The following is a 16078-nucleotide window of genomic DNA, read 5'->3' as shown; positions in this document are numbered from 1 at the left end:
GCTTACTGCGTTGTCAGACGATAGTATTTGCGTGGGGAGCACCGCTCTATTTTCTGCATTACCTGCAGGATTAGACAATTACATTTTTTACGATGGATTTGCATCTGTTCAATCGGGTGCTTCTACTGCATTAACGTATGGCTCGGCACAAACATTTACGGTTACAGTAGTCGCCACAGAAGATGGCTGCAACAGCTTACCTAGCAATGCAATTAAAACAACAATTATAAATAATTTACCTGCTCCTATATTAAATTGCGGAGGCTCCAATTTAGACAGCTTAAGCTTTGTTTGGTCGATGGTGAATGGAGCTCAAGGATATGAGATAAGTATTAATGGTGGTGCTTATTCTGCCCCAAGCTCAGGCTCACTTGGACTTACCCATTTATTATCAGGATTAAATCCAAACGATTCTGCTACTGCAACTATTAGAGCCATTGGCACTCCTCCTTGCGGGAACAGCATGATTTCGAACTCCGTAACTTGTTTTACACGCATTTGCGACCCTATCTCCTTTACCCTTTCCGGACCCACCACTATTTGCGGAAACCAAGCTGTTACAGCTATTGCAAGCAATATACTTCCAAGTACCTATGCTATTAATTGGAACAGTGGTGCGGCACAAGGAGTTACCACTTTTTCAATGAACGTTACAACAGACACCACATTCACAGCTAGTGTTACCAACACAGCACAACCTACCTGTCCGTCTTTTACACAAATTTTAACTGTTGATTTAAATCAACTTCCAACACCTGTACTAACAAACAATGCAGGAAATGACAGTGTATGTTCTGGCCAACAAGTTGTATTTACAGCTAATCCGGCTACTTACGACAATTACGCTTTTTACAATGGTTTAGGATTGGTGCAAAACGGACCCAATCCTGTTTTTACTGCGAATAACTTATTAAGCACCTCCGTATTACAAGTAATAGCCACAGAACAAGGCTGCACAGGAGTTGCAAGCAATACGGTTAGTTTTGCAGTAATACCTCCGCTGCAATCTCCGCAAGTAACCTGCGGAAACACCACAAATACTTCTATCGAGTTTGACTGGAATAGTGTAACCGGTGCTACAGGCTATGAAATAAGTATTAATGGCGGTGCATTTACAACCGCTTCTTCCGGAGGTAATGGACTTACACATTTAATTACTGGCGCAACACAGGGCTCATCGGCTACCATTGAGGTTAAAGCCTTGGGTGGACAACCTTGCGGAAACAGTGTAATCTCATTTGCACAAACATGTTACGCTCAAAACTGTACTGCGATTAGTTTTAATGCTCCAACACAAATTAATCTTTGCGAGGGAGATACGGTAAACACAAGCATTTCTGGAATTAACATTTCGAATTACAGTACTTCATGGAATAACGGTGCGGCCGGGACATCTCTTACCTACTCTATTGCGCCAACAAACAATATCACCATTCCTGTAAGTGTAACTAACTTATCCGAAGCGCTTTGTCCATCGGCAACAAAGTACATCAGCGTTCAACTAACTCCTCTGCCTGTTGTATCTATTACTTCTAGCGCAAGCAATGATTCTACTTGTTCGGGCACACCAATTAGTTTTACTGCAAATCCTCAAGTTTACAGCAGTTACAGCTTTTATGAAAATTTTGCCCTTATGCAATCAGGCACAAATCCTGTATATACAACCAGCAATTTGCTTAACGGAAAAACAGTAAAAGTGCTTGTTAGCAATCAAGGTTGTGCTGACACATCAACAAATACAATTGCTACAACTGTAATAGTACCACTACCTGCTCCGCAAGTAAATTGCGGCACCACAACAAACAGCACAATTGTATTTACGTGGGATGCAGTACCGGATGCGCAAGGGTATATGGTAAGCGTTAACAACAGCTCCTATACCACACCAAGCAGTGGCACCAACGGGTTACTGCATACTATTACTGGACTAAACACAGGCGACTCCGCAACAATAGTTGTTATGGCGTTAGGGAAAGCTCCTTGTGGAAACAGCGCTCCGTCTAATGCTCAAACGTGTTATGCAATTCCTTGCACAGGAATTACATTTACATTATCCGGAACAACTCAGGTTTGTCAAGCCACACAGGCAATTGCTTCTATTTCCAATATTACACCTGCAACATTTAATTCCAGTTGGAATGGTGGTGTATTCGGCTCCACTACATCGTATTCAGTAGTTCCAACAACGGACACCACAATTCATGTTGTACTAAAAAACACAGCAGAGCCATTATGTCCAACGGCAGATAAAAGTATTTCTGTTGATTTTATTAATAAGCCGGTTGTAACACTAAGCTTAAGCGCAAGTAACGACAGTGTTTGTTTTGGCGTTCCTATTACATTAACTGCATCTCCTGCAACATATGATAATTATCAATTCTACAACGCCACATCGTCTTTAGCTTCTAGCGCAAATCCTGTTTACATTACAAACAACATTTCAGGAACATATTCATTTTATGTAGTGTCCAATTTTATGGGCTGTTTAGACACATCAGCAGCCAACTCGATTAGTATTGTACCATTGCCATTCGTAACATTTTCGGCAAGCGTAGCAAACGACTCCATTTGCCAAGGTGCTCCTTATACGCTTACAGTATCGCCTGCCGGACTTAGCAATTATCAATTTACGTACAACGGAAGTACTGTTCAAAACTCTTCTTCCAATGCTTACACGACAAGTGGACTAGCAGTTGGGAACAATCAAATTTTAGTAACGGCTTCTGATTATTTGGGATGCAGCAACACTCCTGCCGATACGGCAACTGTAGTTGTTTTGCCTTACACGTCCGTTACCCTTGCAGCAAATGCAACCGGCTCCATTTGCAACCATCAAACTGTTTTGTTTACGGCATCACCAAGCGGACTAAACCAATATACGTTCTACCTAAATAATTCAGTGGTACAAAATGGCCCATCAAATGTATATACCAATAACACACTTACAACTACCGATACCGTACGAGTTACTTCTACCAATAGCATTGGATGCGCTAGCAGCAAATCAAACGGGTATCATTTTGTTATAAATCCAACAGCCGACCCTGCAATAGACAACAACAATGACACTCTCTACTATTGTGTATCTTCCGCTACTGCACTGCAATTATCAGCATCTGTTGACACTGCTCTATATAATCCTGTTACGTATTATTGGAGCACAAATCAACAAACAAAAAACATTAGTGTAAATCCTACACAAAGTACGTGGTACTCGGTTTACACGGTGTTTAATGGCTGCCCAAGCTTATTGGATTCTGTTTTAGTTTTACTCGACAACCAAGCTCCACCAACCGTATCTGCAAGCAGCAGCGTACAAGGTGCAATATGTTTGGGCGACAGCATTTTGCTTACAGGAACAAGTAATGGGTTGTATTCAGTTTGGCTGAATGGCACAAATGACACTGTCTCTAAAACGAGCTCTGTTGTAGTAAAACCAATAACAGACTCTGTGTTTGTATTTAGGTCGAGCAACAAAGGTTGTGCTACAACTATTTCTGTTCCGGTAAAAGTAGACAAATGCCTAACCGACTTATCCGGACCAATTCCGCAAATAATTACACCTAACGGTGACGGTGCAAATGATAACTGGATTGTTCCGGACATAGATTATTTCCAAGAAAACAAGTTAATGATATACAACCGTTGGGGGCAATTGGTTTACAGCCAATCTCCATATTTAAATACTTGGACAGGAACAGACAACAGTAATAATGAATTGTCCGAAGGGTCGTATTATTATGTGCTTGATTTAGGAGGTAATTACGATAAAAAATTTGTTGGGTTTGTTGTAATACACAGATAGCAAGCATAAATAACAGAATTAAAAATAATTAATTTGACTAACGATATTATTATGAAGAATATAAAATGGATAGGATTATTGTTGTGCTTGGGCTTTGTACTTAGCATAAATGCACAACAATTACCAAGATACAGTGAGTATATGTTTGACAAGGCAATTATCAATCCTGCTTATACAGGAACAATTCCTTACATTAATTCAACACTGGCTTACCGTAAACAATTTACCGGTATTGAAGGCGCTCCTACTACTCAATTTCTAACTTTTCATGCACCCATACAAAAGAAAAATATTGGACTAGGATTAAAAGTTGTAAACGATAAAGTGGCTACTATAGCTACCACTTCTTTTGCAGGCATGTTTTCGTATTATATCGGATTAGGCAATGGTCGATTATCAGTTGGTTTAGAAGCTGGATTAATCAATCAAAAAATTGATTTTACCAATTTAGTTCGCCACGATGCGGTTGACAACGCAATATCTGCAAATACACAAAACAAAATGGTTCCGGATGCATCTGTTGGATTGTATTACCAAACCAAATCTTTTTTTATTGGATGGAGTTCTTTTCAATTAATTAAAAGCGAATTAAATTTTACTCCTGATTACGGAAGAAGTCTGGTGTCAAGACTTTGGAATCACAATTATGTTGTGGTTGGAGGTAATTTCGGGAAAAACGAAGACCTACGCTTCGAGCCATCTATGCTAATCAAACATGTAAGTCCGGTGCCCATTCAAATTGACTTGAACGCCAAAGCTTTGATAAAACAACTAATTGCAGTAGGTGCAACCTACCGCGTAAACGAAGCAATTGTGGCAATGGTAGAACTACAAATTAAAGACCAATTTCGCATTGGATACGCTTTCGACTATACAACCAGCAAACTAGCTTCCTACCAAAATGGGACACACGAAATTTTATTTACGTACAGAAAAAAATTATTGCCACCTGCTCGCGATAAAGAAATTCATCCTAGATATTATATCTATTAACTGCTATGAGAAAATTTTTACTATTAACAATATTCTTTGCTTGCGTATTCTCGCTTTCCGGATTAGCGCAAAAAAATCTAACGAAAGGAAATGCCTATTTCGACAGAAATATGTTTAAAGAAGCTATTCCATACTTTAAAACAGAAATGGAAAATGGCGACACCAAAAGCAAAGAAGAAGCTACCGAGAAACTGGCTGATTGCTACCGTTTATTGGGAGAATTTGCAGATGCAGAAATTATTTACAAAAAACTAGTACAGCGTGCTAAAAAAAATCCAAATCATGTTTTAAATTATGCCTTGTCGTTAAAGGCTAGCTCTAAATACCAAGAAGCCTCCGAAGAATTTAAAAAATATGCACAATTAAAACCCGAAGATCCAATGGGTTCGGTTTATATTGAATCTTGTAAACTCGCTCAACAGTGGCTAGATGCAAACATTGGAAACGAGGTAAAGAATCTTGAGTTTATAAATACCGAGCATTCGGAATTTTCTGCAATCTTGTATAAGAAAGGAATTGTATTTTGTTCTTCACGCCCAGGAAGCAAAAAAAAGCTTATTTCGTTTGATGGAGGCGCAAACAATCCGTCTTTAGATTTTTATTATGTGGACTTAAGTGTATCTAAAGACTCTTTGCGTGTAACACCTTTTGAGGCAGGTAAACTTAGTACCTATATGCACGAGGGCCCTGCTGCATTTACAACTTCCGGAGACACCATTTATTTTACACGAACCGTAAAAGGAGAACGCGACCCAAACAAAGATGTGGTTGTAAAAGTTTTACAAATAATGGAAAGTCATAAAACTCCCGAAGGATGGAGCGAACCGGCAAGTGCGTTTTCATTTAATAGCACCAAATATTCTGTGGCACATCCAAGTATTTCTCCGGATGGAAAAACAATAGTATTTATGTCTGATATGCCCGGAGGTAAAGGCGCTACAGATATTTACAAAACAGAAAAACAAAGCGATGGAAACTGGAGTACTCCAACAAATTTGGGCGACAAAGTAAATACATTTGGGCATGAACTCTTTCCCTTTCTATACGATTCAAAAACAATTTATTTTTCATCGGACGCACATCCGGGCATGGGAAAACTAGATGTATTTCAAGCCAAGCTAGTAAACGACACTTGGACATCGGTAACAAATCTTCAACCTCCAATTAACTCTATTGGCGATGATTTTAGTTTTGTAATGGACAGGAATTATAGACAAGGTCTTTTAAGCTCCGACAGGTTTGATTCTAAAGGTCTAGAAGATGTGTATGCATTCTCGGAATTTGAACCTATAAAAATTATTGTGGATGGAGGAAGCTTTAAAATAGCCGACAACTCTATGTTTGACGGATTACGCTACAAACTGGTTGACAACACAACTAAAAAAGATGTCTCCATTCCCTCTAAAAATGGCTATTACACGTTTACTCCTGAGCAAAGCAAGCTTTATACTATTTCTATTCGTAAAGATGGTTTCCCGTACAACAAAATAGATTTTGATTTTACTCGAAATACGACACAGTCTTATTTAGATTTGAACATAGAACCAAAATCAAAAAGTATTTATGTAGAAGGAATTCTTAAACAAGAAATGAGAGACACGAGCGGCATAATGAAAGACTTGCCAATTGCTGGCTCTACAGTTCAATTGAAAGATGTATCGAATGTTTTAGCAACAACTACTTCTACTTTTAAAGGAGAGTTTAACCACAAAAAAGAAATAAAAGCAGAAACCGATGCAAAAATAATTGCACTAAAATCGGGGCAAAAGGCTCTAGCAAACCAACAACGACAATTTACTATTGTAGGAGATGTTACCGATGATGAAGATGAGGAGTTGGACGATGTAACAATAGAATTGGTAAAGGATGGTAAGACACTAGAAATAATCAGTTCGAATATCTTGGGATTATACAATCTAAAAACTAGATTAAATGAATCAGAAAAATATTCCTTTAAAGTATCTAAACAAGGCTACATAACAATTGAAATGCCTATAGATGCGAGAGACTACAAAACAGCCAATGCAAAAAACAACATTTTCAAACCTATTATTTTAGTGCCTTCCGGAGAGAAAAAATCGGAAGAAATTAGAATGGAAGAAATTTTCTCAGGCCCTAAAACTGCCACAACTACTCCAGTTATTAAAAAAGAACAAGGAACACCAATTGCTGTAACAGGAAGTGTTAAAGACAATGAAGAGAATCCGGTAAAGGGCGCACAAATTACAATTACAGAAAACAACAATGTAATAGGAAAAAAAACATCGGATGAAAATGGAAATTACACATTCACCGTTCAATCAGGAAGTGATTATGTAGCAACAGCTACAGGCAAAGGTTTTTTTCAAAATGATGTTAAAATAAATACGCAAGGCTCAAAAGTGTCAAGTATGAATATAGAGCATAAAATGTCTGCCATTGTGTTGAACAAAACCATACGTATGGATAATATTTATTACGATTACAATAAAATTACATTACGTTACGAATCGGTAAATATGCTAGACAACCTAGTGAATTTTATGGTCTCCAATCCAAGCTTGGTTATAGAGTTATCCTCTCATACAGATGAACGTGGCTCTGATGAATACAATCAAAATTTATCGGAAGGAAGAGCATTAAACACTGCCAAATATTTATTCTTAAAAGGAATTGCTCAAAATCGTGTGGTGTATAAAGGTTTTGGCGAAACTCGTCCAGTTAAACGCAATGCATCAACAGAAGAAGAGCATCAATTAAATAGAAGGACAGAATTTAAGGTTATTAAGCAGTAATTTTTTTTATAAAAGAGGCGACTATTCCTTCCTTTATTTAGTTAATTTTAGCCATTAATTTACATTATTGAAATATCATAGTTTTATGAGTCAACACTTAAGTGAACAAGAGATTAATAGACGTAATTCGTTAGAAGAATTAAGAAAGATTGGGATTGATCCTTATCCCGCGGAGCTTTTCGAAGTAAATACTTCTACAAAAGAAATTTTAGATAATTATGAGCGTGACAAACTGAGCTTTAAGAATATCAGCATTGCCGGCAGAATAATGACTAGGCGCATTATGGGAAATGCATCTTTCTTAGAGCTGCAAGATTCTAAAGGTCGTATCCAAGTGTACATTAAACGCGATGATATTTGTCCCGGAGATAATAAGGAATTATACAATGTAGCCTTTAAAAAATTATTAGATATTGGCGATATTATAGGGGTTACAGGGTATGTGTTTACTACACAAGTGGGAGAGACTACTATTCATGCAACTTCTATGAAAGTATTGTGTAAATCGTTGCGTCCCTTGCCTATTGTAAAAACAGATGCAGAAGGAAAAGCACACGATGCATTTACCGACCCCGAGCAACGCTATCGTATGCGCTATGTTGATTTAATTGTGAACTCCGAGGTGCGTGATGTATTTAGAAAGAGAACACAATTGGTAAATACCATGCGTACTTATTTAAATGACAAAGGGTATTTAGAAGTTGAAACGCCTATTTTGCAGCCTTTGTACGGAGGTGCGGCAGCGCGTCCATTTAAAACTCATCACAACACGTTAGACATGCCCCTGTATTTGCGAATTGCAAATGAGTTGTATCTCAAAAGGCTTATTGTTGGTGGATTTGATGGCGTATACGAATTCTCAAAAGATTTTAGAAACGAGGGAATGTCTCGCTTTCACAATCCGGAGTTCACGCAAATAGAACTCTATGTAGCGTATAAAGACTACAATTGGATGATGGATTTGGTGGAAGAAATGGTAGAAAAAATTGCCATGGACATTCACGGAACAACAGAAGTAAAAGTTGGTGAGAATGTAATTAATTTCCAACGTCCATGGAAACGTTTTACCATGTATGAAGCGATACAACATTTTACAGGTGTCGATATATCTGCCATGAATGAGGCTGAAATGACCGATGCAGCTAAGAAAATGGGCATTCACATTGACAAAACAATGGGAAGAGGCAAAATAATAGATGAAATTTTTGGAGAAAAATGTGAGCCTTTATTAATTCAACCCACGTTTATTACTGACTATCCGGTAGAGATGTCTCCGCTTGCAAAACGCCATCGCTCTAAAGAAGGATTAGTTGAGCGTTTTGAAGCTATCTGTAACGGGAAAGAAATCTGCAATTCCTTTTCAGAATTAAATGACCCTATTGACCAACGCAAACGTTTTGAGGAACAATTAGAGCTAGGTAAGCGCGGAGATGAAGAGGCAATGGTATTAGACGAAGATTTTTTACGTGCGATTGAGTATGGAATGCCGCCTACAGCCGGCTTAGGAATAGGGATTGACAGATTGAGTATGATTATGACAAACTCTAATTCTATTCAAGATGTGTTGTTCTTTCCGCAAATGAAAGCCGAGCAATAGCTTGTGGGGTTGAGCTTTCATTCATGAGCGCTAAAATAAAAGTTAAAACCTGCGAACTAAATGAAAGCCGAGCAATAGCAAATGTGTTTGAACTTCCATTCTAAAATAGTTACTAGAATATCTGAGTCAAATTGAAATTGATAAATAAAGAACAGTGGACAATACAAAAGCAAGAAAATACTTTTCTTGCTTTTGTGCTTTTTATAGCCGCGTTACTTAGGTTTTATCACTATTCCGATTTCTCAATAACAGCAGATGAAGTAAGTGCCATACAGCGTGCTCAATTTAGTCGCATTTCTGATTTGATTAGTTTGGGAGTATATACAGACACACACCCACCATTTGCCCAACTGCTCCTATTCTACTGGATAAAAATTTTCGGCATTTCAGAAGCCTCCGTGCGATTACCTTTTGTGGCAATGGGAACAGGGAGTGTTTATTTTTTTTACAAAGCAGCAAAAAATCTGTTTGGCACAACCTCCGCACTACTAATATCCGCATTTATTGCAACATCAGAATTTGCAATACTCTATAGTCGCTTGGCAAGACCTTATTCTCCCGGTTTGTTTTTTTCTGGCTTGTGCTTTTGGATGCTAACTGAACTATTTACCACTAACCCAAAAAACAACTATTATTTTGTTTTTTCTATTGCCTTAGCAGGAAGTTGTTACTCACATTATTTTTCAGCCCTACAAGCTTTTTTAATAGGAACACTAGGCATCTTCTTCATCAACAAAAATCAATTGATAAAATATGGGGGTAGTTGCACTATTGCAATTATACTTTTAGCCCCTGCGTATAAAATCATTATACATCAATTTGGGATGAAAGGTCTAGGAGCCTCTGAGGGAGGTTGGTTAGCACCACCTGATATTTACTTCATAAAAAGCTACCTACTCTATTGCTTTAGCAACTCAAAGTTGCTGCTGCTAGTTACAGGAATTACAGCTTGTGTTGGAATATTTTTCTTATTCAAAAACAAAGCGAGCAGCACTACATCCGAAATTCTAAAAAAACAACTTTTCATTATTTTACTTTTCGCATTGCCACTAGCGATTGGCTACATCTATTCAGTAGAGCGAAGTCCAATATTGCAAAAATCAATTTTACTATTTTCTTTTCCGTATTTGGTGCTATTTATATTCTCCTTCGTGCAGAATACTGCCCTTCAATTTACAAGCATTGTGTTACTTTTTATCAGCACACTAGTTACATGCTATGCCAACAAATTTTATTCAACCGCTCGCTTTGGCGACTTCAAAAATATTTCCTTGCAATTCCAAAAGAATGACTCGCTATACGGAGCTAAAAATGTGAGCAAAGCCATAAATGTGGTTGGGCCCTACTCTATTCATTATAATTTTAATCGATTAAAATATAGGGCAAACCTACTTTCCTACATAAACAATGGCGGAGCGGAACTTCAAAAATATGTTCATCTGCTAGACACCTGCAATACAAACTACTTTTCGTTCGCGTGGACAACACGTTACAGCCCATATGAAATTACCGAAATGATTCAAGATAAATTTCCTAAAATGTTAGAAGAAGTATTTTACTTCAATAGCAGCTACTATCTATTTTCAAAAAAAGAAACTGAAGATAAATCTATTTCTAATCCTAAATACATAAATACGCTAGAACCTTCTAAAGAAGCACCATTTTGGAGTTCGAGCAATTACCTTACTGACTCAGCAACAAACCAAAAATATTTTATACTAAACGAAAAAGTAGAATACAGTCCAACATTTGAGTGCGACCTTAAAAAAATAATCTCTTCTGTAAATGACATAATTCATTTCAAGATTGAGGCAACGTTGGAGGACACAACCGCTGATGGAGATATTGTACTTGATTTTTCGAGAGATGGAAAAAATTATAGTTGGCAAGCCAACAAGCTTCATTGGTTTAAATTACCCAATTCAAATTTTGTACGTGCGTACATTTCTGTTACGGTTCCATTCAATTGCAAAGGTTCAGATATACTAAAGGCGTATGTTTGGAACACTTCCAAAAAATGTATATTTATACATCAGTTGCGAATTTCAGTTAAAGATGGGAATCCATTGATGTACGGAAAGCGAATGGATACAATTAATTAATTATGTCAGACACAACAAAACATTCAATAGGTGTAATTGGCGGTGGTAGTTGGGCTACGGCTATAGTAAAAATCTTATCGACAAACGAAGAAAAAATAAATTGGTGGGTACGCAATGAAGATAACGTTTCTTTCATAAAAAAACATGGGAATAATCCATCCTATCTAAGCTCTGTTTCATTAGATGTAAATAAGATAGTTGTTGATTCCAATTTGCACCATGTACTCAGCAAGTCGGATATAGTAATCTTGGCTATTCCATCTGCCTTTACAGATGGGATGATGAACCAATATAATGTAACTGATTTATCGAACAAAATCGTATTCTCTGCCATAAAAGGAATCATTCCGGAACACAACTTAATAGTTGGGGACTATCTACATAAAATAAAAAAAGTACCTATTGAGAACATTGGAGTAATTACCGGTCCATGCCATGCAGAAGAAGTAGCAATGGAAAAATTATCTTATTTAACTATCGCTTCTCAAAATCAAAAAAACGCAACCTATGTAGCAGAAAAAATGACTACTCGGTTCATAAAAAATACTGTGTCTGACGATATTTATGGAACAGAGTATTCGGGTGTATTAAAAAATATTTTTGCAATAGCGAGTGGAATATGCCACGGACTGGGCTATGGAGATAATTTCCAAGCAGTACTAATATCGAATGCTATTCAAGAAATAAAAAGATTTGTAGATGCAGTACATCCTATCACAAGAGATATAAATAGCTCTGCATACCTTGGCGACTTGCTAGTAACAGCGTATTCGCAATTTAGCCGAAACAGAACTTTCGGGAATATGATTGGCAAAGGATACTCAGTAAAGTCGGCTCAAATGGAAATGAATATGATAGCTGAAGGATATTATGCAGTTAAGTGTATTAAAGAAATTAACAAACATTATCAAGTGCACATGCCTATTACAGATGCTGTCTATAATATTGTTTACGAAAAAATATCGCCTTCTATCGAAATCAAATTATTAACTGATAAACTTTCGTAGGTGTTGAATAAGAAAAAAGCAATTGACTTTGGAAAATATTTTTTCATTTTCTACATATTGTTTTTTTTACTCAGCTATTATTTTTATTCCGATTGGATTTATGCTTTCCCTAGAAACACGCATGCATGGACACAATCAGACAGATATGCACTTGCCATGCATTACTACGAATACGGGAATAATTTATTCCACCCTGCCCTTTATAATCTTAGAACAATAGAAGGAATTACAGCCTCCGATTTTACGATTCACGAATACCTAGTTTCTAAACTAATGAGCCTGTTCGGAAATTCCAACCCAATTGTATTTCGATTGTACACACTATTATACTGCTCATTAGGACTATTTCTATTCTTTAGACTTATCCAACAACTAACAAATTCTGTTTTATGGGGAATAATCGCGACATACTTCGTTTATTTAATTCCTGTGTATGCTTACAACCAAGACGGGTTCATCCCATCGGCTACTTCCTTTTCTAGTTTTCTAATTGGCTTGTACTTTTTGCACCAGTCAAATCATTCTAAGAAACCTTTATTAACCATCATGAGTGTTTGTTTTTTTGTTCTAGCAGCCTTATGCAGACTCCCATTTGCAATATTTCTGATAGCACTATTACTAAAATATTGCCTAGAAAGTATTAAACAAAAACAGTTAACATCAGAGTTGAAAATAATAGGAGTTGGTATTTTTCTTTTTATATCACACACCATATACTCATTCTATTTGGGAAATAAATATGGATACTCCTTTCTATTTAAACCGCTTACCATAAAAAGCATTAATGACTTTAAAATTGTTTTTCAAAATACTACAGAGCGCTGGATATTTATTTATTTCACAAAATTTCATTATTCAATTATTCTTTTGTTGATAAGCATATTCTTGTTTCTACGAAAAAAAACAACACCTGTATTCTCACTTGTTTTTATTGGGCTTTCTGGAATAGGAACTCTCTGCTACCTTATACTGCATGGAATGCAGCTAATAGATCACGACTACTATTTTATAGACACATTACTTCCTGTAACCGTCTTATTGCTTTCATTTATGCTATCTAGAATAGATATAAAGTCGAAGGTGCTTAATAAAGCCGTTACGTTTATATCTATAATTCTTTTAATTGGTGCTTCACGTGATTGTAAAGCAGTATTGAACGAGCGATTTATTCTACATACCGGCAATAGAGTTGATCAAACTACCGAAGCTTTTAAAAATTCGAATTTTTTCCTTGATACTATTGGAGTTCCGAAAGACGCAAAAATATTAGTAGTTCAGGCTTACACAACTAACATTCCGTTTATGCTAATGAAGCGCAAAGGATACGCAATTGTGCTAGCAGAAATGGATTACAATAGAGAAAATTATTTTGAGAAAAATTTTAGCTATGTAGTAATGCCCACCCAATACATGCTTCAAGAAGTAATTGGCTTTTACCCTAAACTGCTAAATCATTTACAATTTGTAGCCTGTAATGGAAAAATATCCGTTTACAAATACAACAATATAGCCTCCAGTCAAAGTATCGAAAGCTTTGTAGGAATAAGTAACGCTAGTTGTATTCACTATTTCCCTAAAACCAATTTATCAAGCTGGACAAAAGAAGAAGTGGTTATTGCAAATCAAGATTCTGTTTACACCATAAAAAATGGAGATGAATACCCAATGATATGGAACTACAAACTTGAAAAAAAAGACTTGCAAAAAACAGCATTTCTATTTAAAGGTAAAATCCAGTTGGAAAACAATTCTAAACTGCACTTTGTGCAAACTAGCAAAAACAAAGAAAAAGAATATTGGTTTATGAGCTACTCTGCCAACGAATACAGCTATTTGAGGGAGAGTAATTATAGTTGGACCGATTTTTATTTTATGTTTCCAACCCCTTCTAATTGCAGTGAAGGAGATGAAATGAAACTATACTTGTACAACGAATCAAAAAAAGAATTTCATCTCAAAAATGTACAAATAACCACTATACGTTATTAGATTTATAATAATCGATAATTAATTGCGCTTTTGCTTTTCCAACAACAGGAATGAGCTCTTCCAACGATTGCTGTTTTACAGCAGCTACAGATTTGAAATGAATAAGTAATTTTTGTGCAGTTGCATCACTTACTCCTTTTATTTGCGTAAGCTCTGTTTTAATTGTTCCTTTCTCTCTGCGCTTTCGATGATGGGTGATTCCAAATCGGTGTGCCTCATCTCGTATTTGTTGTATAATCTTTAGGGTCTCCGATTTTTTATCAATATACATCGGCAAAGAATCACCTGGATAATATATTTCTTCCAATTTTTTTGCGATTCCAACAATTGTTACCTTGCCTCGCAAACCTAGCTCTTCCAAACTCTTCAGGGCAGAACTTAATTGTCCTTTTCCTCCGTCAACAATAATTAATTGGGGCAACTCTTGCTTTTCATCCAGCAAACGTTTGTACCGTCTGTGTATTACTTCTTCCATAGAAGCAAAGTCATTAGGACCTTCTACCGTTTTGATGTTAAAATGTCGATAATCCTTTTTACTTGGCTTCCCATCTTTAAATACAGTCATTGCAGCAACAGGAAATGCACCTTGAAAATTTGAGTTGTCAAAACATTCGATATGCCTAGGCTCAACTAACATTCGCAAATCTTTCATCATCTGTTGCATAATTCGTTTTGTATGCCTATCCGGATCTACTAAAAGTTCTTGCTTAGCTTTTTCTCGAATATAAAACTCCAAGTTCTTTTGAGAAAGCTCCATCAACCTCCTTTTATCGCCAATTTGAGGCGTTATAAAATTAATCCCTTCAATTTCTGTTTCAAGCGAAAATGGAATCAATATTTCTTTCGATTGGCTATTGTATCGTGTACGGAGTTCTGTTATTGCCAATTCAAGCAACTCTTCTTTTGTCTCATCAAGTTTTTTCTTCAATTCCAATGTATGCGATTGAACAATAGAACCATTCAACACTTTAAAATAATTTACATACCCCGATTTTTCATCCGTAGCAATCGTAAAAACATCTACATCATGTATAGTAGGATTCACCACAGTGCTTTTACTTTGAAATTGCTCTAACAACTCAAGTTTTTCTTTAATAGTTTGCGCTCTTTCAAATTCATACTTCTCGGAATAGCCAATCATCAACTGCTTAAAATGCCGAATAACCGAAGAAATATTGCCTTTCAAAATTTCCTTTATCTGATCTATAGAATTAGCATAGTCTTCCTCCGTTTGTAAATTTTCGCAAGGCGCTTTGCAATTGCCAATGTGATATTCCAGGCACAGTTTAAATTTTTTCTTTTCTATATTCTCAATACTAAGCGGAAGATTGCAGGTTCTTAGTGGATATAACTGTCTTATTAAATCAAGCAGCGTGTGCATTACTTTCACCGATGCATATGGACCAAAATAAGCAGATCCATCACGAATAAAATTTCGCGTATAAAAAACACGAGGAAATTTTTCTTTCTTTATACATATCCACGGATATGTTTTGTCATCCTTCAAAAGAACATTATACCTAGGCTGATACTCCTTTATTAAACTATTTTCAAGAAGCAATGCATCAAACTCGGTATTGGTAATTACAAACTTAATATCAACAATTTTACTGACTAAAACCGCTGTCTTTCCACTCTCATGCACATCCTTTTGGAAATAAGACGACACTCTTTTCTTCAAATTTTTTGCCTTGCCCACATAAATTAATTTGCCATCAATATCAAAATATTGATACACACCTGGATCTTGCGGAAGTGTTGTAAGTAGTAAAGATATTTTTTCTCTAACAGTCAATGCATTTAATAATCTT

General features: G+C 36.4%; 8 protein-coding genes. 7 read left to right on the top strand and 1 reads right to left on the bottom strand.

The window, feature by feature from the left end:
- The 7 genes from J0M08_06120 to J0M08_06090 all read left to right on the top strand — a co-directional run.
- A partial coding sequence (locus J0M08_06120) for a gliding motility-associated C-terminal domain-containing protein (protein MBN8702620.1) occupies window positions 1-3805 on the top strand: 3805 nt, incomplete at its 5' end.
- A gap of 51 nt (window positions 3806-3856) precedes the next feature.
- The gene (locus J0M08_06115) at window positions 3857-4798 is read left to right on the top strand and encodes a type IX secretion system membrane protein PorP/SprF (GenBank protein ID MBN8702619.1); all 942 of its coding nucleotides are present in this window, start codon (window positions 3857-3859) and stop codon (window positions 4796-4798) included.
- Between the two features lie 5 nt (window positions 4799-4803).
- The gene (locus tag J0M08_06110) at window positions 4804-7572 is read left to right on the top strand and encodes a carboxypeptidase regulatory-like domain-containing protein (protein MBN8702618.1); all 2769 of its coding nucleotides are present in this window, start codon (window positions 4804-4806) and stop codon (window positions 7570-7572) included.
- Window positions 7573-7657: 85 nt separating this feature from the next.
- Window positions 7658-9169, top strand: a complete 1512-nt coding sequence (gene lysS / locus J0M08_06105; GenBank protein MBN8702617.1) for a lysine--tRNA ligase — start codon at window positions 7658-7660, stop codon at window positions 9167-9169.
- 131 nt (window positions 9170-9300) lie between these two features.
- On the top strand, window positions 9301-11271 hold the full coding sequence (locus tag J0M08_06100) for a glycosyltransferase family 39 protein (protein ID MBN8702616.1): 1971 nt from the start codon (window positions 9301-9303) through the stop codon (window positions 11269-11271).
- Window positions 11272-11273: 2 nt separating this feature from the next.
- The gene (locus J0M08_06095) at window positions 11274-12278 is read left to right on the top strand and encodes an NAD(P)H-dependent glycerol-3-phosphate dehydrogenase (protein ID MBN8702615.1); all 1005 of its coding nucleotides are present in this window, start codon (window positions 11274-11276) and stop codon (window positions 12276-12278) included.
- Window positions 12279-12281: 3 nt separating this feature from the next.
- Complete coding sequence (locus tag J0M08_06090) at window positions 12282-14267, top strand: hypothetical protein (protein ID MBN8702614.1); 1986 nt, start codon at window positions 12282-12284, stop codon at window positions 14265-14267.
- Here J0M08_06090 and uvrC read toward each other — a convergent pair.
- Window positions 14254-16062, bottom strand: coding sequence for an excinuclease ABC subunit UvrC (gene uvrC, locus J0M08_06085; GenBank protein MBN8702613.1), 1809 nt, complete (start codon window positions 16060-16062; stop codon window positions 14254-14256). The genes J0M08_06090 and uvrC overlap by 14 nt on opposite strands.
- Between the last annotated feature and the right edge of the window lie 16 nt (window positions 16063-16078).

Source organism: Bacteroidota bacterium (genome assembly GCA_017303975.1).
Taxonomy (GTDB): Bacteria; Bacteroidota; Bacteroidia; order JAFLBG01; family JAFLBG01; genus JAFLBG01.
This window is presented reverse-complemented; position numbering and strand designations above follow the sequence as displayed.